This window comes from Luteimicrobium album (genome assembly GCF_030161555.1).
Lineage (GTDB): Bacteria > Actinomycetota > Actinomycetes > Actinomycetales > Cellulomonadaceae > Luteimicrobium > Luteimicrobium album.
In genome coordinates this window covers 3,126,988-3,147,637 of record NZ_BSUK01000001.1, presented here as the reverse complement: position 1 = coordinate 3,147,637, position 20,650 = coordinate 3,126,988, and the positions used below count along the sequence as shown (strand labels likewise).

The window sequence follows — 20,650 nt, the reverse complement described above, 5'->3', positions numbered from 1 at the left end:
GTCGCCGCGATCGTCAGGCGCGCACGAGTCGTGCGTGGAGCTGCATGGCTGACAGGTCGGTGAGGGCCGCGACCTGGTCGACGACGACGCGCAGCCGGGCCGCGTCGTCGGGGGCGGCCTCGAAGTCCTCGGCGAAGTGGGGTTCGAGCGCCGACGGCGCCCGGTCGAGCAGGACGCGCGCCAGGTCGGCGATGATCTCGCGCTGGCGCAGGTACAGCGGCTCGGCCTCGCGGGGCGCCATGACGTACGCGACGGCGACGCCCTTGAGCACGAGGATCTCCGCCGTCGTCTCGTCCGGGACCACGAGCCGCGCGGCGTAGCGGGTGAGGCGCCCGTCCCCGTAGGCCTCGCGGGTGGCGTGCTGCGCGGACCTGCTGAAGCGGCCGATGAGCTGGCTCGTCGCGTCCTTGAGGGTCGCGAGCGCGCGGCGGGAGCCGTCGAACCCGGTGACGAGGTCGCCGGTGGCGAGCAGGCGGTCGACGGCCGCCTCGAGCGCGGCAGCGTCGAGCTGGCGCCCGTACCAGGCGTGCACGGCCTCGACGACTCGCGCGCGCGACTCGTCCTCCGCCAGCACCGCGAGGTCGAGGCGCCCGCCGACGACGGCGTCCTCGACGTCGTGGACGCTGTAGGCGATGTCGTCGGCGAGGTCCATGACGTCGGCCTCGATGCAGCGCGCGTGGCTGTCCGGACCGCCGGGGACGCCCGCTCGGAGCCACGCAAAGACCTCGCGGTCGTCGTCGTACACGCCGAACTTGGGCGTCGGGGTGCCGTCGGCTCGCAGGGGCCCCTCCCCTGGTCCCCACGGGTACTTCGTCGCGGCGTCGAGGGTCGCGCGCGTCAGGTTGAGGCCCACCGACCGGCCGTCCGGCGCGACGCGCTTGGGCTCCAGCCGGGTGAGGAGGCGCAGCGTCTGCGCGTTGCCTTCGAACCCGCCGATGTCGGCGGCGACCTCGGCCAGCGCGCGTTCGCCGTTGTGCCCGAACGGCGGGTGACCGAGGTCGTGCGCGAGGCACGCGCTGTCGACGACGTCGGGGTCGCACCCGAGCGCCTTGCCGAGCTCGCGGCCCACCTGCGCGACCTCGAGCGTGTGGGTCAGGCGGGTGCGGACGAAGTCGTCGGTCCCCGGACCGAGCACCTGGGTCTTGGCGCCGAGCCGGCGCAGCGCGGACGAGTGGACGAGTCGCGCCCGGTCGCGCTCGAAGGCGGTCCGGGCGCTCGACTTGGGAGGCTCGGGGAGCCAGCGCTCCTCGGCGGCGTCGTCGTAGCCCGCCACGGGGGCCCCTGCGGCGGGACGCAGCGGGTTGGTGTGCACGGTCACACCTTAACGACGTCGCGGCCGTCGACCCCGTGCCGTGCGAGCAGGTCGAGGAGCGCGGCGTGCCCGTCGTCGACGGACCACCGGAACGCGACGAGGCCCGCGACGGCGGCGCCCTCGACGTTCGCGGCCGTGTCGTCGACGAACAGGATCTCGTGCGGCGCGGCGCCGATCCGGCGGGCCGCCTCGACGAAGAACGCCGGGTCGGGCTTGGCGATCCCGAGCTCGCACGAGTAGCAGCTCGTGTCGAAGAGGGTGTCGTACCCGAAGGCCGAACGCAGGTAGGCGGCGCGGCCCGCGTCCTGGTTGGTGCCGAGGTGGATCCCGTAGCCGTTCCTCCGCAGCGCCCGCGCGACGGCGAGCGTCTCGGGGACGACGTCGAGCCGGCACCAGGCCGCCGCGAACACCTCGTCGGCCGAGGCACGGACGCCGTACTCCTCGAGCAGGCCCGCGAGGAGGGGCAGGAGCGCTCCCTCACCCGCCAGGGTGGGACGTTCCAGCTTCCACGCCCGGTGGAGGAACTCGCGCGCCCGCTCGCCGACGTACGGCTCCACGAGCGCGTACCAGTCGCCGTCGGGCACGACCTGCAGCACGCCGTCGGCGTCGAACAGGACGTGCCGGACTGCGGAAGCCACCCCGGGTTCGGTCACCCGCCCATCATGCCGGAGCGAGGGCCTCGCTCGTCACGACGCGGGCCGCGCGCGAGGCGCCCGCGGCGAGCGCCTCGGGGACGTCGGCGCCGTCGAGCTGGGCGTCCAGGAACCCGGCGACGAACCCGTCGCCCGCCCCGTTCGTGTCGACGACCCGCTCGACGGGGACCGCGTCGACCTCGTGCCACCGGCCGGCGCCGTCGAGGGCCGTCGCTCCGGCGGCGCCGTGCGTGCACACGACGAGCCGCGCGCCCGCAGCGACCCGTTCGGTCATGAGCTCCCGGTACGCGGGCAGCCGCTCGGAGCTGAGGAACAGGTACGCGGCGGCGTCGACCCACGGCCGGTGGAACGGCGCGCGCCCGTCCCAGTCGTGGACGTCCGCCCACACCGGAACGCCGCGCCGGGCGGCCTCGGCGAGGAGCGGCTGCGCGTGCGGCGCCAGGTCGACGACGACGGCGCGCACCTCGTCGAGCGCGGCGAGCGTCCGGTCCCAGCCCGGGTCGCCCGTGGCGACGTCGGACGGCGCGTGCAGGTACACGGACAGGCGCTCCGACCCCGCGCCCATGAGGTTGAGGTGTCGTTCGGTGCGCCCGTCGGAGGCGGTCGCCGCGGCGAGCTCGAGCCCGGGAACGTCGAGCGCGGCGCGCACGGACCGCCCGGCGTCGTCGTCGCCGAGGACGGTCCGCAGCAGGACGCGGCGGCCGAGCGCGGCGAGGTTGAGCGCCTTGCCCGCCGACGTGCCGCCGACCGTGCAGTACGAGGCGTTCGCGAAGACCGTGTGCGGCGTGGCGTCGGGCAGCGCGTCGAGGTGGACGATCTCGTTCCACGACGCCGGCCCGGCGACGAGCAGCTCGGGAGCGGTCACACGAGCCGCCACACGGACGCAGCAGGCCCGTCGCCGGGCAGCGCGAGCACGCGGTCGGCGCCTCTGCCTGAGACCCGGAGCGGCGCGTCGCCGAGCAGAGTCTCGAGGGCGTCAGCACCGAGCAGGGTGCCCGCGGGCAGGTGGGCCCCCGGCCACGGTGCGCGCGCCACCAGGACGAGGACACGCTCGTCGACAGTCTCGCGGACGTAGGCGACGGCGTCGTCGTCGACCATGACCCAGCGCAGCCCGCCCTCGCGGAGCGCGCGGCTCGATCGCCGGAGGCGCGCGAGCGTCGCATAGTGCGCGAGCGTCGCCTCGTCGCGGTCGCCCGGCCGGTCCCACGGCATGGGGGTGCGCGACTCCTCGCCGTTGCGGCCCTCGAGCCCGAGCTCGTCTCCCGCGAACACGACCGGCGTGCCCGGGTAGGTGAAGAGCATCGTGGCTGCGGCCTGCGCGAGGTCGGCCGAACCGGCGATGGTCCTCAGGCGGGGCGTGTCGTGCGACGCGAGCATGTTCCACTGCGACCGCGTGACCGACCACGGCACCGCGGACGCGAACTCCCGCATGGTCGCGACGGTCGCGCAGCCGTCGCGTCGCGCGATCGGCCCGGGCAGCTCGAGCGAGCGCACCGCACCGTGCGGCACGAGCCACGACCACAGCGGGCGCGTGAACGCCGAGTAGTTCATGACGGCGTGCCAGCCGTCGCCCTGGGCGTCGGCGCCGGAGTCGTGGAAGTGCTCGCCGACGAGGAGCGCGTCGGGGCGCACCTGCGCCATCGTCGCCCGGATCTCGCGGGCCACCGCGTGCGCGCGGTCCGCGTCGCGGTACCGGCCCGTCATGTTGGCGACGTCGATCCGCCAGCCGTCGAGACCGGCGTCCGGATCGCCGTCGCCACCCGCGAGCCACCGCCCGACGACGGAGCCCGGGCCGCGGACCAGCCGGTCCGCGAGCCCCGGCGCACCGTGGTCGAGCTTCGGCAGGCTCGGGTGGCCGAGCCACCCGACGTGCCCGTCCGGGGTCCAGTAGTAGTAGTCGCGCTCGGGCGCGCTGGGCTCCGCGAGCGCGCGGCGGAACCATTCGTGCCCGACGCCCGTGTGGTTGGTCGTCAGGTCGCCCATGATCCGCATGCCCCGGGCGTGCACGGCGCGCGCCAGGGCGGCGAACGCCTCGTCGCCGCCCAGCAGCGGGTCGACCCGGTCGAACGTCGTGGCGTCGTAGCGGTGGTTGGACCGGCCCGGGAACGTCGGCGTCAGGTAGAGGACGTCGACGCCGAGCCGCTCGAGGTGGTCGAGGTGCTCCGCGATCCCCCACAGGTCGCCGCCGTAGAGCTGTCGTCCGGCGCCCGGCCCGAAGCCGTCGACGGGGTCGTTCCACGCCCTCGGCTCGGCCCACTCCGGCGCCTCGTGCGCGTCGGCGCGGGTCGAGCGCGCGAACCGGTCCGGAAAGACCTGGTAGACGAACGAGCCCGTCCCCCAGCCCGGCGCCGGCGCGTGGGTGCTGAGCCGGAAGTCGGATGCGTCGGGCACGTCGCGCGTCGCCACGCCCCGGCCCGTGAGCCACCGGTGGCCGCCGGGCCGGGTCGAAGGCCCCAGGAAGAACCGGTACGACGTCACCGGGTTGTGCGCGACGACGTCCGCGACGAACCACGTCTCGTGCTCGTCGCGGCGCTCCGGCCGCGCCTGGACGAGGAGCGGCTCGCCGTCCTGCACCACGCGGACCCACACGTCGTCGTCGCCGGGCCCGTCGGGGCCGTGGGGCACCCGGACGCGGACGGGGACGGCGTCGCCGAGCGCGGGCGTGCCGGTAGGGACGTACGACTCGGAGCCGTCGTGGTGCGGCAGGTCCGTCAGAAGGCGCGTCCGTCCGGCGTGGCCGCTGCCGACTCCCGTCGACGCGGCCACGCTCGTGGTCGGGGCCGTCATCCCTTGACCGACCCCGACGTCAGGCCCCCGACGATGTACTTCTGCAGGAAGAGGAACAGCAGGATCACCGGGATCGCCGCGAGCACCGCGCCCGCCGCGAACAGGCCCCACGGGGCATTGCGCTCGTCCGACGCCCACTGGTACAGGCCGATCGCGAGCGTGAACTTGGTGTTCGACTGCAGGATCGTGCTCGCGATGAAGAACTCGCCGTACGTGCTGATGAACGACAGCAGGCCCACCACGACGAGGATCGGCGTGACGAGCGGCATGATGATCGTCCAGAAGATCTGGGCGTGGCTGGCGCCGTCGATGCGCGCAGCCTCGTCGAGCTCCTTGGGCACGGTGTTGAAGAACCCGTACAGCAGGAACGTGTTCACGCCCAGGGCTCCGCCGAGATAGACGGCGATCAGGCCAGGGATCGAGTTGAGGCCGAGGACCGGGAACACGTCCTTGAGCTGCAGCAGCAGGAGGAACAGCGCGACCGCGGCGAGCATCTGCGGGAACATCTGGACGAGCAGCAGGCCCGTCAGGGTGCCGCGGCGCCCCCGGAACCGGTAGCGCGAGAACGCGTACGCGGCGGCCGCGCCCATGAGGACGGTGCCGATCGCCGTCACGACGCAGATCACGAGCGAGTTGACCGCCCACTGGCCGAACCCGCGGTGGAACAGCTCGGTGAAGTTGCCGAAGCTCACGGAGGAGAACAGGTCGTTCGACCCGGTGAGGCTGCCGTTCGGGTTGAGCGAGGCCGACAGCACGTACAGCAGCGGCAGCAGGCAGTAGACGATGACGACGACGCCCACGACGTGTCGCCAGCCCACCTCCTTCCACCAGCGTCCGCCGCGCAGGCGCGTGTCGTTGACGGGTCCGTCCGTCGGGGCGGCGTCGCCCGCGACGCGGGAGATCGGGGCGGTGAACGGGTCGTTCGCGGCCATGTCAGAGCTCCTCGAGGGTGCGCGTGCGCCGGAAGCCGATCCACGAGATCACGCCGACGACGATGAAGATGAGGATGGACACGGCGCTCGCGAGGCCGTAGTCGTTCGACCCGGTCCCGAAGGCGACCGAGTAGACCATCGAGATGAGGATGTCCGTGCTGCCGACCGGCACAGGTGCCCCGACGAAGTCCGGGCCGCCTCCGGTCAGCAGGTAGATGAGCGTGAAGTTGTTGAAGTTGAAGGCGAAGCTCGAGATGAGGAGCGGCGCGACCGTCACCATGAGCAGCGGCAGGGTGATCGACCGGAAGGCCCGCCAGGCGCCCGCGCCGTCCATGCGCGCCGACTCCATGACGTCACCGGGGATGGACTGCAGCGCGCCCGTGCAGATGAGGAACATGTAGGGGAAGCCGAGCCAGAGGTTGACGCCGAGCACCGAGAGCTTCGCGAGCCACGGGTCGCCCAGCCAGTCGATGTTCGCGCCCCCAGGAGAACCTGGTTGACGAACCCGAACTTCGAGTTGAGCATCCCGCTCCACACGAGGGCAGCGAGGAAGCCCGGGAACGCGTACGGGAGGATGAGGAGCGAGCGGTAGATCTTGCGCCCGCGGACGCGCGGGTCGTTGAACACGAGCGCGAGGAACAGACCGAAGAAGAAGGTCGTCGCGACCGAGAGGAACGCGAACGCGAACGTCCACAGCACGACCTTGAGGAAGATCCCGGACAGCCGCGAGTCCGTGAACATCTTCGTGAAGTTCTCCCAGCCGACGGTGACCCGCCAGCCCGGCTCGAGCTTCTCGCCCTTCGCGGAGACGAAGTTCCCGCGGTCGTTCGGGGTGTACGTCTCACCGGTCTTGGTGTTGGTGAACGTGTCGGTCTTCGCGTCGTACTGCAGCACCGGCGAGAAGACGTACGCGACCGACCCGTTCTGGGTGCGCAGGGTCCCGTCGGCGGCGTCGTCGGACACCGGCACCGAGAGCGCGGTCACGGCCTCGGCGCGCCCGGCGATGTCGGCGAACGAGAGTACGGTCCAGCCGGGCACCGCGGTGACCTTGCCGGCCTGCACGGTCGCGCCGTCGACCGGGGCCAACCGGTCGTCGGCCGTTCCCAGCTCGGCCTTCCCGTCCTGCACGACGGCGAAGCCCAGCTCGTCGCCCCGGCTCACCACCGCGACCGGGAAGGCCGCCGAGTCGGGGAGCCGCTCCTGGTTCTGGGTCTCGATCGCGGAGATGGCGTCGGACTTGGTCGAGTTGTGACCATCGCCGTAGTTCGTGAACGCGATGTACCCCGTGTACGCCATGACGAAGAGCTGGTACACGAGCAGGAAGAGCAGGCCCGGCACGAGATACTTCGCGGGCACCGCGCGCCGCGAGAAGTACACCCAGTTGACGACGACGAGCGCCGCCGCCAGGAAGGCGACGATCCACCAGCTCTGGACCCCCGCGGCCGCGATGATGCCATACACGCCGAGGGCGTCGACGAGCCCGACCAGGATCAGCTTGGCGATCCAGCCCGGGCTGAACCGGCGCGCGTGCGACTCGGGACGAGGGGGACGGTGGGTCGCGCGGCGGGGCCGTCGCTGCCGCCGTCGCCGGGTGCGACGTCCGGGGGTGGGGGCGAGCGTCTGCTCGGTCATCGTCGTCTCTTTCGTGCGATGCGTGAGGTCCGCTGCCGGACGGCGCACGGCTCGGCTGCGTCGCCGTCCCGTGCGCGCGGGCAGTGAGGGCGGAGCGAGGCCGGCCCGCCCCGACGGTGCGGGGGCGGGCCGGTCCGCCGGCGTCAGCCCTTCGACTTGTCGATGGCCGCCTGGATGTTCTTGATCATGGTGTCCCACGCGGCGTCGGGGTTCTTGGCCGAGCCCGAGATGATCTGCGCCTCGGTCGTGCCCCAGAAGGCCCACACGGAGTCCATGGCCGGGATCGACGGCATCGGCGTCGTGCCGGCGGCGGCGGTGAAGCCCTTGATGATCGGGTCGTCGACCTTGTCGGCCGCGGCCGTGAGGGCCGGCATGCGCTGACCTGCCGTGTAAAGCTCGGTCTGGACGGCCTCGGAGCCGAGGAAGTTCGTGACGAAGTCGTTGGCGACGATCGGGTTCTGCGCCTTGGCGCTGATGAACGCGCCCTGGACCCCGACGAACGGGTTCGACTTCTCGCCGCCCGCGCTCGGGACCGGCAGGACCGTGATGTCCAGGCCGGCCTTCTTGAACGCCGGCGTGTTCCACGGGCCCGTGATGATGTAGGGCGTCTGGCCCTTGGTGAAGGCGTCGGTGGCCTTCTGCGAGTCGATCGCGGTGTCGAGGGCGCCGTCCTTGCCGAGCTTCTGGAGGTACTCGGCGAACTTGTGCCCCTTGTCGCCACCCATGGCGATGGTGTCGGTGTACGACCCGTCGTCGTTCTGCTTGAAGACGGGGGCGCCGAACGACGTCTGCAGCGGGTACAGGTGGTACGGGTCGCCGTCCTTGCCCTGCTGGACGACGAACGGGTACTTGACCTTGGAGTCCTTGGCCTCGATCTGCTTGCCCTGGGTGATGAGGGCGTCGAGCGAGTCGGGCGTGCTGTCCGCGAGCTTGTTGTTGCGGACGAGCGCGATGTTCTCGATCGCGTAGGGAACGCCGTAGACCTGGCCGTCGTAGGTGAAGGCGGAGACGGTCACGGGCGAGAACTCGCTCGCCTTGTCGCCGAGCTCGATCGGCTGCACCGTGCCGTTGGTGACGAGCTGCCCGGTCCAGTCGTGGGCGCCGATGATGATGTCGGGTCCCTGGCCGGTCGGCTCCTGCTTGACGAAGTCGGCGCGGATGTCGGCCGACGCCTTCTGCACGACCGTGACCTTGACGCCCGACTGCTGCTGGTACTCCTGGCCCAGCTTCTTGAACACGTCGATGCGGGTCTCGTCGGTCCAGACCGTGAGGGTGCCCGTGAGCTTCGGCGCGTCGGTCGTGGTCGCGGCCGACGGCGTGGAGGGCTTGTCGCCGCTGCCCGAGTCGCCGGACGAGCAGGCGGTGAGCGCGAGGGCGGCGCCGAGGGCGACCGCCGTCGCCGAGAAGATGCTCCGTCGCATCGGTGTGTCTCCCAATCGAGGTCGGTGTGCGGCCGCTCGGCTGCACACGCCGCCGTCGGCCTCGGATGGCACGACCGTAGGGGAAGGTGGCCCCCTGTGCAACCGCTTGCAGCAACACGGTCGCCGTCGTTACAGTTTCGTTGCAGTCCAGCGGTCCGCCGACGGCGGCGAACCGTGTGCGCCGGTCGCAAGACCGGCCAGATCCCAGTGACAAGGAGGTCCTGTGCGCCGGACCACTACGCTCGTACCCGTGCGTACCCGTCTTGCAGACCTGGCCCAGCTCGCGGGCGTGAGCACCGCGACGGTCTCGCGCGTCCTCAACGGCAAGGCCAACGTCTCTCGCGAGACCCGCCAGGCCGTGCTCTCGGCGCTCGACCAGCTCGGCTATGAGCGCCCCGAGCGGCTCAAGCACCGGTCGGCCGGGCTCATCGGCCTCGTCGTGCCGGAGCTCGTCAACCCGGTCTTCCCCGCCTTCGCCCAGGTGATCGAGGACCACCTCTCCGACGCCGGCTACACGCCCGTGCTGTGCACGCAGTCCCCCGGCGGCACCACCGAGGACGAGTACGTCGAGATCCTCATGGAGCACGGGGTGGACGGGATCGTGTTCGTCTCGGGGCTCCACGCCGACACGCAGGCCGGCCGCGACCGCTACGTCCGGCTGCGCGAGCGCGGCATGCCGATCGTCCTCGTGGGCGGCTACGCCGAGGGCATCGACGCGCCGTTCGTCTCGGCCGACGACGCCCAGGCCGCCGAGCTCGCCGTGCGCCACCTCGTGAGCCTGGGGCACCGGCGGATCGGCCTCGCGGCCGGGCCCACGCGCTTCGTCCCCACGCAGCGCAAGCAGGACGGGTTCGTGCGGGCGCTCGTCCAGCACGGCCTGGCGGCCGACGAGGCGGACGCGCGCACGCACGTGGTCAACACGCTCTTCACGCTCGAGGGCGGTCAGGCCGCGGCCGAGGAGCTGCTCGCGAGCGGGCACACCGCGGTCGTGTGCGCGAGCGACCTCATGGCGCTCGGCGTCACGCGGGCGGTCCGCGCACGGGGGCTCGCGGTCCCGGCGGACATGTCCGTCGTCGGCTACGACGACTCGCCCCTCATCGCCTTCACGGACCCGCCCCTGACGACGGTGCGCCAGCCGGTCGCGGCCATGGGACGGGCCGCGGTGGCCGCGCTGCTGACCGAGATCTCCGGCGACCGGGCGCCGAGGAGCGAGCTGCTCTTCCAGCCCGAGCTCGTCGTGCGCGAGTCCACGGGCAGCGCCCCGGTACCCGCACCCGTCGCCTGAGAGGGCGACCCTCGCGTTCCGGTTGACGGGCGCGGGGCGAGTTGTGCAAGGATGCTGCAACGTACATCGCAGTCTTGCCGTGCTGATCACCCAGTGAGACGCCACTCTCCCCCGACGACGCGAGGACAGCCCCTCCCATGACCCGAATCGATTCGACGCCCGCACCCTCGACCGAGGCCGTCACCGTCCACGCGGCCAGCGCGACCGAGGGCAGCTGGTGGCGCGACGCGGTGATCTACCAGGTCTACCCGCGGTCGTTCGCCGACGCGAACGGCGACGGGGTCGGCGACCTGCCGGGCATCACCGCGCACCTCGACCACCTCGTCGAGCTCGGCGTCGACGCGCTCTGGCTCTCGCCGTTCTACCGCTCGCCGCAGAAGGACGCCGGCTACGACGTCGCCGACTACCGCGACGTCGACCCGCTGTTCGGCACGCTTGCGGACTTCGACGCGCTGCTCGAGGCCGCGCACGCACGCGGCGTGCGGGTCGTCGTCGACCTCGTGCCCAACCACACCTCCGACCAGCACGCCTGGTTCCAGGCCGCGCTCGCCGCGGGCGAGGGCTCGCCCGAGCGCGCGCGCTACCTGTTCCGCGAGGGCCGCGGCGCCGGCGGCGAGGAACCGCCGAACAACTGGCAGTCGATCTTCGGCGGGCCCGCCTGGACCCGCACCACGCGCCCCGGCGGCACACCCGGCCAGTGGTACCTGCACCTGTTCGACTCGTCACAGCCCGACCTCGACTGGTCCAACCCCGAGGTCCGCACCGAGTTCGAGGACGTGCTGCGGTTCTGGCTCGACCGGGGCGTCGACGGCTTCCGCGTCGACGTCGCGCACGGCATGGTCAAGGCCGACGGGCTGCCCGACTGGGACGGCCACGTCGCGATGGTCGACGGCACCGAGGCCGACGGGACGGACGCCGTAAACGGCTCCGGCAACTCCGGACCGATGTTCGACCAGGACGGCGTCCACGAGATCTACCGCGCCTGGCGCCGGATCCTCGACTCCTACGACGGCGACCGCGCTATGGTAGCCGAGGCGTGGGTCGAGCCGCTCTCGCGACTCGCGCGCTACGTGCGCCCCGACGAGATGCACCAGGCGTTCAACTTCTCGTTCCTCGTCGCCGGCTGGGACGCGGCCCGCCTGCGCGGCGTCGTCGAGTCGTCGTTCAAGGCCAACGACGCGGTCGGCGCGCCCGCCACCTGGGTGCTGTCCAACCACGATGTCGTCCGGCACGCGTCGCGCCTCGGCCTCGCCGAGCCGGAGAACCGGCCGAACGGCCTGTTCGCGACCGACCCGCAGCCCGACGCCGCGCTCGGCCTGCGGCGCGCCCGCGCGGCCAGCCTGCTCATGCTCGGCCTGCCAGGCTCGTCCTACGTGTACCAGGGCGAGGAGCTCGGCCTGCCCGAGCACACCAGCCTCGACGACGCCGTCCGCCAGGACCCCGCCTTCTTCCGCACCCGCGGCGCCGAGGCGGGCCGCGACGGCTGCCGCGTCCCGATGCCCTGGGAGGCGGGCGCCCCCGCCTACGGCTTCTCCCCCGACGGTGCGGCCTGGCTCCCGCAGCCGTCGTCGTACGCGGCGCACGCGGTCGACGTCGAGCGCACCACCCCGGGCTCCACCTTCGACCTGTACCGGACCGCGCTGGCGACCCGCAAGGCCGAGCACCTCGGCACGGGCGACCTGGCCTGGCTCGACGTGTTCGCGGACGACCCGCACGTCGTCGCGCTGCGCAACCGTGACGTCGTCGTGCTCGCGAACCTGGGCGGGGCCCCGGTCGCGCTCCCGACGGGCGCCGAGATCCTGGTCGCGTCGGGCGAGCTCACGGACGACGCGGACGCCGTCGCCGTCCCCTCGGACACGACGGTCTGGTACCGCGCCTGACCCACCGCGACGAAGTACGGCGGCGAGGTCGGGTCAGCCGCCGGAGACGCTGAGCTCCGCCTCGACGAGCTGCTGCCGGTGCTCCGGCGTGAGCTCACGCGAGTCCAACCACCCGTACGGCAGGTGCGCGGTCTTGGGGGTCCCGGAGCGGCCGCGCGGACCCTCGGCGCCCTCGCCCGGGTAGGGCTGGTCGAGGTCGAGCGCGTCGAGACGTTCGCGCAGCTCGGCGAGCGTCGACACGAGCGCGAGCGACGACCGTGCCTCACCGCCGACGGCGTACCCCTTGAGGTACCAGGCCATGTGCTTGCGCAGGTCACGCATGCCCTTGCCCTCGTCCTCCCAGTACTCGACCTGCAGCTCGCCGTGGCGGTAGATCGTGTCGGCGACCTCGCGCAGGCCGGGGCGGATCCGCGCGTCGGACCCGGCGAACGCGGCGGCGAGGTCCGCGAACAGCCACGGCCGTCCCTGGCACCCGCGCCCCACCACGACGCCGTCTGCGCCGGTGACCTGGACCATGCGGACGGCGTCCTCGGCGGACCAGATGTCGCCGTTGCCGAGCACGGGGATGCTGCGGACGGTCTCCTTGAGGGTCGCGATCGCAGCCCAGTCGGCGGTGCCCGAGTAGTGCTGCTCGACCGTGCGGGCGTGCAGCGCGATCGCCGCCGCCCCTTCCGCTCCGCGATGAGGCCGGCGTCGAGGTAGGTGAGGTGCTCGTCGTCGATGCCCTTGCGAGTCTTGACGGTGACAGGGACCCCGTAGGCGCCTCCCGCCTCGACGGCGCCCGCGACGATCCGGGTGAACAGCTCACGCTTCCACGGGAGCGCACCGCCACCGCCACGCTTGGTGACCTTGGGCACGGGGCAGCCGAAGTTGAGGTCGACGTGGTCGGCGAGGCCCTCGGTGGCCAGGAGCCGGACGGCGCCCGCGACCGTCGCCGGGTCGACGCCGTACACCTGGGCGGAGCGCGGCGACTCGCCCTCGTCGAACGTGACGATCCGCAGGGTGGCGGGGTGCCGCTCGACGAGCGCCCTGCTCGTGACCATCTCCGCGACGTACAGGCCCGCGCCGTGCTCGCGGCACAGCGTCCGGAACGCCTTGTTCGTCACGCCGGCCATGGGTGCGAGCACGACCGGCGTGTCGATCGTGTGCGGCCCGATGCGTAGCGGGGGCAGCAGCGTGCTGACGGCGGAGGTGGGGGTTGTCACGTCCCCATTCTCCCATCCGCCGCCGGCCACGCAGGCCCGCGTCAGAGCCAGCCGTTGTCCTGGGCGATCCGGACGGCCTCCGCGCGGGTCCGGGCACCCGTCTTTCCGATGGCCGACGACAGGTAGTTGCGCACCGTCCCCTCCGACAGGAACGCCGCCTTCGCGATCTCGGCGACCGTGCCGCCGTCGGCCGCGTGGAGGAGCACGTCGCGCTCGCGCTCGGTGAGCGGGCTCTCCCCCACCGTGAGCGACTCGACCGCGAGGTCCGGGTCGACGACGCGCAGGCCGGCGTGCACGCGGCGGACGGCGTCCGCGAGCTGCTCCGCGGGGGTGTCCTTGACGACGAACCCGCTCGCGCCCGCATCGAGCGCCCGGCGCAGGTAGCCCGGACGACCGAACGTCGTGACGATGAGCGAGCGGCAGTCGGGGTACGTCCGACGCAGCGCCGCCGCGGCGCCGATGCCGTCGAGGCCGGGCATCTCGACGTCGAGCAGGGCGACGTCGGCGCGCGCGTCGCGGGCCGACGCCACGACCTCGTCACCACGCCCCACCTGGGCGACCACCTCGAGGTCGGGCTCGAGGTCGAGCAGGGCGGCGAGCGCGCCACGGACCAGGGCCTGGTCGTCGGCGAGGAGGAGCCGGATCGTCACCGCCCGATCCTCGCACCTGTCGCGTCGCCCGAGCGACGACCCGCGCGCACGGCCAGGCGGAAACCTCCGAGCGGGCTCGGCCCCGTCTCGACGGTCGCGACCGCGGCGGCAGCACGCTCCCGGAGCCCGGCGAGACCGTGCCCGGGCGCGTCACCGGGAGAACCGGGTGCCGGCCGATGCCCGTCCCGGCCGTCGTCGTCGGGGCAGGTCTCCGCCCCTCGGCCGTCGTCCTCGACGACGATCCGGTCGGGGGCGAGCGTCACCACGACCCGGCCTGCGGCCGCGTGCCGCAGGACGTTGGTCGTGCCCTCGCGCACCGCCCACGCGAACAGCTCGCGCAGGTCCTCGGGGACCGCGTCGACCGCGCCCGGGAGCTGGGCCTCGATGCCCGCCGCGTCCAGGGCCCGCCGCGCCGCGGCGAGCTCGCCCGCGAGCGTGACGTGCCGCGTCGCCGCGACCATGCCGCGGACGTCCGCGAGCGCCGACCGGGCCAGGGACTGGATGTCGGCGACCTCGGCGGCCGCCCGGGCGGGATCGGCCTCGACGAGCCGCCCCGCGAGCTCGGACTTCACCGAGATCACGGTCAAGGAGTGCCCGAGCACGTCGTGCATGTCGCGGGCGATGCGCTCCCGCTCACGCGAGACGGCGAGCGCCGCCACCTCCTCCTGGGCGAGCTGGAGCTGGTGGTTGCGCTCGACGAGCTGGGCGAAGCCGTAGGTCGCGAGGGTCGCGAGGACGAGCGCCGCGACGTTGCCGTCCTCGGGCTCCCAGCCGGGGATGACGCGTGGCAGGACGAGCATGAAGATCGCGAGGGCGACCGTCACGAGGAGCGCACGGGGCGTACGGAGCAGGTAGACGGCCGAGACACTGATGAACACGGTGCCGACGAGCCCGTGCTCCTGGGCTGCGAGGCAGGCGAGGACGACGCCGACCACCTGGACGGCGACCGAGAGGATCGCCCACCGCCGGGCGATCCGGCCCTCCACCGCGAAGGTGCGGCGCAGGAGGAACACGGAGGTGACGAACCCGGCGGCGCTGAGCGCGACACCGACGATGCCGCACCAGCGGAGCACGGGGTCGGGGTTCGCCCACGACTCGCGGGCCGGCTCGCTGAGGAACACGACCCACACGGCGCCGAAGAGCGGGCCGATGAGCCTCCACACACGACGTTGACGATCCTGGGTGGCGTCCGGGCCCGCGATCGCCGCCGCCACGGCGTGACCCATGACGTGACGGTCGTCGACGTCGTCGGGCCCGGGGGCAGGAGGCACGCTCACGCGACCCACCGTAGTGGTGGGTCGCGTGCGCGCTCCGGAGAACGGGCTGGTCACACCCGCGCCGTGTCCTTGCGGAACCGCCAGGCGGCGCCGAGGGAGAACACCACGGCCCACGCGACGACGTTCACGACCGCCCAGCCCGAGAAGCCGTCGCCGAGCGGCGCGCGGGTCAGCTCGGCCAGCCCGTAGGTCGGCATGACCTTGGCGACGTCGGCGAACCAGCCGTCGCCGAGCGGGAAGAACAGCCCGCCGGCGAAGGACAGGAGCGCCAGGACCGGGCCGAGGATCTGCATGACGTTCTCGGACGGGAGCAGGTAGCCCATGAACAGGCCGAACGCCGCGAACACGATGGAGCCCGCCCAGGCGATCAGCGGCGCCAGGATCCACGCGTAGAACGGCATGTGCGCCTTGCCGAGCGCGAGGCCCACGCCGACGGTGATGAGCACCGACACGGCGCCGAGCGCCATCGTGGCGGTGATCTTGGTGACGACGTAGGCCCACGAGCGCAGGGGCGTGAGGCGCAGCTGGCGGGTCCAGCCCTGGGCCCGCTCGACCGAGACGCTCGCGCCGCCGGACGTCGCCGTGAGCAGCGCCCCGTAGAGCGCCATCGAGACGAGGATCCACGCGGTGACGTTGCCGTTGCCGGCCTTCTGCGTCGTGTAGTCCGACGCGGTCCCGAAGATCAGGAAGAACGCGGGCGGCATGACGAGCGAGAAGATCAGCGTGCGGCGGTTGCGGAAGAATCGGCGGAGCTCGAGCTTCAGGTACGTGGCACTCACGCCGCGGCCGACGGCGGGTGTGCCGATCCGTGCGCCGGTGGGCCGGGCCGCGGGGCTCGGGGCGGGGCTGGGGGCGAGCGTGCTCATCGGAGGGCTCCTTCGGTGGCGGTGACGGCGGCGGGCGCCGGGACGTCGGTGGCGGACGTCGGGTGGGCGGAGGTGAGGGCGACGAACGCCTCCTCGAGGTTCTCGGCGGTGACCTCGAGGTCGCGCGCCTTGGTGCGGGTGAGCAGGTAGCGGGCGACGGTGTCGGAGTCCGAGGTGCGGACGATGATCCGGTTCCCGCGCTCCTCGACCGTGTCGACGCCGTCGAGCGCGCGGATCGCGTCGAGCACCTGGCCGGGCTCGGCCTCCGCGTCGAGCAGGGCCGTGACGGTGCGGCCCGACGCGAGGTTCTTGATCTCCGCGGACGAGCCGTCGGCGACGATCCGACCCTGGCTCACGAGGACGATGCGGTCCGCGTACGCGTCCGCCTCCTCCAGGTAGTGGGTCGCGAAGACGATGGTCCGGCCGCGCGCGGCGTCCTGCCGGATCGCCGACCAGAACTCCCGGCGCCCCTCGACGTCCATCCCGGTCGTCGGCTCGTCGAGCAGCAGCAGGTCGGGCTCGGAGACGAGCGCCATCGCGAACCGGAGCCGCTGCTGCTGGCCGCCCGAGCACTTGCCCACCATCCGGTCGGCGATGTCGGCGATCCCGGCGCGCTCCAGGTACGGGGCGGCCGCGACCGAGCTGCCGAACAGGGACGCTGTGAGCTCGACGGTCTCCGCGACCGTGATGTCGCGGAGCAGCCCGCCGGTCTGCATGACGGCGGCCACGCGGCCGGCGGCGATCGCGTCCGCGGGGCTGTGCCCGAACACCTCGAGCGTGCCCGACGACGCCTGCGACAGACCGAGCACCATGTCGATGGTCGTGGTCTTACCGGCGCCGTTCGGGCCGAGGAACGCGACGACCTCGCCCGGCATGATCGTGAGGTCGATGCCGTTCACGGCACGGACCGTGCCCGACGGCGACGAGAACTGCTTGTGCAGCCCGTGCAGCGCGAGCGCGGGCGTCGTGGGGAGGCTCCGTGGCCCCTGCGGTGTGGTCATGACACCATCCTGGACGTCGGCGCAGGTCAGCGGCACCGACGGCTGTCACAGGTGCCTCATGACATCTGTCACCGTTTCCGCCGTGTGGGCATCCGGGGCGCCGGCGCAACCTTTCCGGGCCGTCGCACGTCTTCTACGGTGTGACCACCATGGCGACGCACACCCCGCCCTCAGGACGCCCACGCCGGCGGTCAGACGCTGCCGCCACCGGCAGCGTCGAGGTGGTCGTGCTCGACGACGCGGACGTCGACGAGCCCGACACACCCGACCGCCACGAGCGCGACACCGCGTTCACGGCCTTCGTGGAGCAGAGCTCGCCGGCCCTGCTGCGCACCGCATGGTTCCTGTGCGGGGACGCTCACCGGGCGGAGGAGCTCGTGCAGCACGCCCTCGTCCGGACGTACGCGGCGTGGTCGCGCGCGAGCCGGGGCGACCCGCTGGCCTACGCCCGCCGGGTGCTCGTGAACCTCCGGACGGACTCGTGGCGGCAGCGTCGTCGCGAGGTCCTGAGGGCGCCCGAGGACCTCCCGGACCCCGGCGGCGGGCCGGACGAGCACACGGTGACGCACGACCGCGACGAGCTCGTGCGCGCGCTGGCGCTGCTGACGCCGCGACAGCGCCGGATCGTGGTGCTCCGGCACCTCGTCGGGCTGCCCGAGTCCGAGGTCGCCGCGGCGCTCGGCGTCAGCGTCGGCACCGTGAAGTCGACGGCGCACCGGAGCCTGGCCACGCTCCGCGCAGCACTGTCCCAGCCCGAGCCGGAGGAGACCCGATGACCGCGCCCGGTCCCGACCCCGTCGCCGACGAGCTCCTCGCCCGCGCCGAGGCCGTCGTGCCCCCGATGTCGCTCGACCCCGCCGTGGTCCTGGAGCGCGGTCGCCGGCGCGTCCGACGACGCACGGTCACCACCGGCGCGGGCGGCCTGCTGGCCTGCGCCGCGGTCCTCGCGGTAGTGATGGGCGCCGTCGGACACGACGCTCCGAGCGGGTTCGACGCCGCCCGCGCCCCGTCACCCAGCGCGGCGACCGGGACGCCGTCGCCGACGAGCGCTGCGACGACCGTGCCGACGCCCCGCACGCTCGCGCCGGGCGTTGTCGCGCCGTCCGGGCGGCTCTCGGCCGACGAGCTCGGGCAGGTCGACCTCGGGACCTGGGAGGGCGTGCCCGTGTGGCTGGCGGACGGTGAGCTGCACGCCCAGACCGACTCGGACGGCGCTGTGAGCGCGAGCCGCAGCACTGACGACGCGCGGGCCGAGCTGCTGGCTCCCGGTCGCCCGAGCCGCGGCGTCTACGTGTGGGGGACTCCCCGCGCGACGACCCCGGAGCCGTTCCGTACCTGTGGACGACGGCGCAACCGACCGATTCAGCCGGCGAGGGACCGCTCGTCGTCCCGGTGCCGACGTTCGAGGTCGCCGGCGCCACCGGAAGCGGTCCGCAGTGGGCCGTCGGACTGTTCGGCACGGACGTGAACATCTCCGACACCGACCAGATCGGGGTCGTGTTCCGGAACGAGGACGGCACGCTCAGCACACCGGACTGCCCCGACCTCGCCGCCCGCACCTGCATGGACCCGCTTCCCCGGCCGTCGCCACGGCCGTCGCGACGTCGACCGGCTCGGCCGCTGCGCCGTCGTCGGGCACGGGGAACGGGCACACCGTCCCGGACGCCCAGGAACGAAAGATCCAGGTGCGTGCGAGCGTTCTCATGCAGACGGTGGCCGACGCGATCGGCGACGGCGACGACGGCCGGAACGACCCCGGTGTCGCCACGTACTGGCACGGGCTCGATGGCGTGCTGAACACGCTCGTTCACGACGCCGAGGCGCAGGGCTTCCCGCGCGGCGGCGACGGCGCACGTGTCGTCGAGCTGGGCTTCTTCACCTACCCCGGCTTCCTGCACGAGCGGTCGGCCGAGTGGATCGGCTGGATCGACGGAGAGCGCGTCACCGTCTCGTTCGAGGGCGGCTCGGGGAGGCTGCGCTACGTCGGACCGGGCGCGGGCGGCAAGCGGGTCGACGTGCTGCTGCCGTCCGACGGCGCCCGCCTGGTCGACGTCGTGACCCACGCGTACGACCGGCGTCTGGTGGGCACGGTGCTGGGCTTCACCGACGCGAAGGGCAGCGACCACCACCTCGACCTGCTCACGCGCACCTGGCTCGACTGAGCCGTGTGGGCATCCCAAACGGACGCCCACACGGCAGGGGTGGTCAGGCGCCGACGAGGTGCGTCGCCAGGTACGGGGTGACCTGGTCGAGCGCGACGCGCTCCTGCTTCATGGAGTCGCGGTGCCGGATTGTGACGGCCTGGTCGTCGAGCGTGTCGAAGTCGACCGTGATGCAGAACGGCGTGCCGATCTCGTCCTGGCGGCGGTAGCGGCGCCCGATCGCGCCGGCGTCGTCGAAGTCGACGTTCCACGCCTGGCGCAGCTCGGCGGCGAGGTCGCGCGCCTTCGGGGACAGCGCCTCGTTGCGCGACAGCGGCAGCACGGCGGCCTTGACGGGCGCGAGGCGCGGGTCGAGCCGGAGCACGGTGCGCTTGTCGACGCCGCCCTTGGCGTTGGGGGCCTCGTCCTCGGCGTACGCCTCGACGAGGAACGCCATGAGCGAACGGGTCAGGCCGGCCGCGGGCTCGATGACGTAGGGCACCCAGCGCTCGTTCTTCTCCTGGTCGAAGTACGACAGGTCCTTGCCCGAGTGCTCGGTGTGCGTCTTGAGGTCGAAGTCGGTGCGGTTGGCGATGCCCTCGAGCTCGCCCCACTCGGAGCCCTGGAAGCCGAAGCGGTACTCGATGTCGACGGTGCGCGTCGAGTAGTGCGAGAGCTTCTCCTTGGGGTGCTCGTAGCGGCGCAGGTTCTCGGGCGAGATGCCGAGGCCCGTGTACCAGGCGGTCCGCGTGTCGATCCAGTACTGGTGCCACTCGGCGTCGGTGCCGGGCTCGACGAAGAACTCCATCTCCATCTGCTCGAACTCGCGGGTCCGGAAGATGAAGTTCCCGGGCGTGATCTCGTTGCGGAACGACTTGCCGATCTGCGCGATGCCGAACGGCGGCTTCTTGCGCGCGGCCGACGACACGTTGCTGAAGTTCACGAAGATGCCCTGCGCGGTCTCGGGCCGCAGGTAGTGCAGGCCGGACTCGTCCTCGACGGGGCCGAGGTAAGTCTTGAGCATCATGTTGAAGTCGCGGGGCTCGGTCCACTGGCCACGCGTGCCGCAGTTCGGGCAGGCGATCTCGGCGAGGCCGCCCTCGGGCGCACGGCCCTTCTTCTCCTCGAACTCCTCGATCATCTGGTCCTCGCGGAACCGCTTGTGGCAGTGGAGGCACTCGGTGAGCGGGTCGGTGAAGACGCCGACGTGGCCGGAGGCCACCCACACCTGGCGGGGCAGGATGACCGCGGAGTCGAGGCCGACGATGTCGTCGCGGCTCGTGACCATCGCGCGCCACCACTGCCGCTTGATGTTCTCCTTGAGCTCCACACCGAGGGGTCCGTAGTCCCACGCGGAGCGGGTACCGCCGTAGATCTCGCCGGACGGGAAGACGAAGCCTCGCCGCTTGGCGAGCGAGACGACGGCGTCGAGACGGGAGACAGGGACCACGGGGCACTCCTCGAAGACGGCTGCCCGCATGGCGTGCGGGCAGGTGGGGGTCGTTCGGAGGTCCCAGCCTACCGGGCACCCTCGGGCAGCCCGGCGTCCTTTGACATCGCTCACACCGCTAGATGAGAATGAGAATCGACAAGGAGCACCCGCCGACC

17 protein-coding genes and 2 pseudogenes are annotated in these 20,650 nt (G+C 72.7%); 5 read left to right on the top strand and 14 right to left on the bottom strand.

Annotated features, from left to right (window positions below; genetic code table 11):
* Positions 1-13: 13 nt before the first annotated feature.
* The 8 genes and pseudogenes from QQK45_RS16005 to QQK45_RS15975 all read right to left on the bottom strand — a co-directional run bounded on the left by QQK45_RS16005 (position 14) and on the right by QQK45_RS15975 (position 8,737).
* The gene (locus tag QQK45_RS16005; RefSeq protein ID WP_431310290.1) at positions 14-1,312 is read right to left on the bottom strand and encodes a deoxyguanosinetriphosphate triphosphohydrolase; all 1,299 of its coding nucleotides are present in this window, start codon (positions 1,310-1,312) and stop codon (positions 14-16) included.
* A gap of 2 nt (positions 1,313-1,314) precedes the next feature.
* A complete protein-coding gene (locus QQK45_RS16000; protein ID WP_284294128.1) occupies positions 1,315-1,965 on the bottom strand; it encodes an HAD family hydrolase in 651 nt (216 codons plus the stop codon).
* Between the two features lie 7 nt (positions 1,966-1,972).
* A complete protein-coding gene (locus tag QQK45_RS15995) occupies positions 1,973-2,830 on the bottom strand; it encodes a carbohydrate kinase family protein (RefSeq protein ID WP_284294127.1) in 858 nt (285 codons plus the stop codon).
* On the bottom strand, positions 2,827-4,752 hold the full coding sequence (locus QQK45_RS15990; RefSeq protein ID WP_284294126.1) for a glycoside hydrolase family 13 protein: 1,926 nt from the start codon (positions 4,750-4,752) through the stop codon (positions 2,827-2,829). The genes QQK45_RS15995 and QQK45_RS15990 overlap by 4 nt, the downstream gene beginning before the upstream one ends.
* Entirely contained in the window at positions 4,749-5,684 is a 936-nt protein-coding gene (locus QQK45_RS15985) for a sugar ABC transporter permease (RefSeq protein WP_284294125.1), read from the bottom strand. Before QQK45_RS15985 ends, QQK45_RS15990 begins: the two co-directional genes overlap by 4 nt.
* A 1-nt stretch (position 5,685) precedes the next feature.
* Positions 5,686-6,117 carry an ABC transporter permease subunit gene (locus tag QQK45_RS22465; protein ID WP_348525257.1) on the bottom strand — a complete coding sequence of 144 codons (432 nt, stop codon included), beginning with the start codon at positions 6,115-6,117 and terminating at the stop codon, positions 5,686-5,688.
* Between the two features lie 722 nt (positions 6,118-6,839).
* Positions 6,840-6,980, bottom strand: a pseudogene (locus QQK45_RS22460) (hypothetical protein); the annotation flags it as partial.
* Between the two features lie 479 nt (positions 6,981-7,459).
* On the bottom strand, positions 7,460-8,737 hold the full coding sequence (locus tag QQK45_RS15975) for a sugar ABC transporter substrate-binding protein (protein ID WP_284294124.1): 1,278 nt from the start codon (positions 8,735-8,737) through the stop codon (positions 7,460-7,462).
* A gap of 250 nt (positions 8,738-8,987) precedes the next feature.
* Here QQK45_RS15975 and QQK45_RS15970 point away from each other — a divergent pair, with 250 nt between their 5' ends.
* Both QQK45_RS15970 and QQK45_RS15965 read left to right on the top strand, forming a co-directional pair.
* Positions 8,988-10,022 carry a LacI family DNA-binding transcriptional regulator gene (locus tag QQK45_RS15970; RefSeq protein WP_284294123.1) on the top strand — a complete coding sequence of 345 codons (1,035 nt, stop codon included), beginning with the start codon at positions 8,988-8,990 and terminating at the stop codon, positions 10,020-10,022.
* Between the two features lie 137 nt (positions 10,023-10,159).
* Complete coding sequence (locus QQK45_RS15965) at positions 10,160-11,902, top strand: glycoside hydrolase family 13 protein (RefSeq protein ID WP_284294122.1); 1,743 nt, start codon at positions 10,160-10,162, stop codon at positions 11,900-11,902.
* Positions 11,903-11,935: 33 nt separating this feature from the next.
* Here QQK45_RS15965 and dusB read toward each other — a convergent pair.
* The 5 genes and pseudogenes from dusB to QQK45_RS15940 form a co-directional block, all read right to left on the bottom strand.
* Positions 11,936-13,017: pseudogene (gene dusB, locus QQK45_RS15960) on the bottom strand (tRNA dihydrouridine synthase DusB).
* A 131-nt stretch (positions 13,018-13,148) separates the two neighbouring features.
* Positions 13,149-13,757 (bottom strand): response regulator transcription factor, encoded by a 609-nt coding sequence (locus tag QQK45_RS15955; protein WP_284294121.1) that lies wholly within the window; start codon positions 13,755-13,757, stop codon positions 13,149-13,151.
* Complete coding sequence (locus tag QQK45_RS15950) at positions 13,754-15,034, bottom strand: sensor histidine kinase (protein WP_284294120.1); 1,281 nt, start codon at positions 15,032-15,034, stop codon at positions 13,754-13,756. The genes QQK45_RS15955 and QQK45_RS15950 overlap by 4 nt, the downstream gene beginning before the upstream one ends.
* A gap of 50 nt (positions 15,035-15,084) precedes the next feature.
* Positions 15,085-15,900: an ABC transporter permease gene (locus QQK45_RS15945; protein ID WP_284294119.1), complete on the bottom strand. Its 816-nt coding sequence runs from the start codon at positions 15,898-15,900 to the stop codon at positions 15,085-15,087.
* Complete coding sequence (locus QQK45_RS15940; protein ID WP_284294118.1) at positions 15,897-16,901, bottom strand: ABC transporter ATP-binding protein; 1,005 nt, start codon at positions 16,899-16,901, stop codon at positions 15,897-15,899. The genes QQK45_RS15945 and QQK45_RS15940 overlap by 4 nt, the downstream gene beginning before the upstream one ends.
* Positions 16,902-17,128: 227 nt before the next feature.
* On the opposite strand from QQK45_RS15940, the gene QQK45_RS15935 reads away from it, so the two are divergent.
* The 3 genes from QQK45_RS15935 (at position 17,129) to QQK45_RS15925 (ending at position 19,063) form a co-directional block, all read left to right on the top strand.
* A complete protein-coding gene (locus QQK45_RS15935; protein ID WP_284294117.1) occupies positions 17,129-17,677 on the top strand; it encodes a SigE family RNA polymerase sigma factor in 549 nt (182 codons plus the stop codon).
* Positions 17,674-18,369, top strand: coding sequence for a hypothetical protein (locus QQK45_RS15930; RefSeq protein ID WP_284294116.1), 696 nt, complete (start codon positions 17,674-17,676; stop codon positions 18,367-18,369). The genes QQK45_RS15935 and QQK45_RS15930 overlap by 4 nt, the downstream gene beginning before the upstream one ends.
* 217 nt (positions 18,370-18,586) lie before the next feature.
* Positions 18,587-19,063, top strand: coding sequence for a hypothetical protein (locus QQK45_RS15925; protein WP_284294115.1), 477 nt, complete (start codon positions 18,587-18,589; stop codon positions 19,061-19,063).
* 43 nt (positions 19,064-19,106) lie between these two features.
* On the opposite strand, the gene QQK45_RS15920 is transcribed toward QQK45_RS15925, so the two are convergent.
* Positions 19,107-20,522 (bottom strand): glycine--tRNA ligase, encoded by a 1,416-nt coding sequence (locus QQK45_RS15920; protein ID WP_284294114.1) that lies wholly within the window; start codon positions 20,520-20,522, stop codon positions 19,107-19,109.
* Positions 20,523-20,650: the final 128 nt, after the last annotated feature.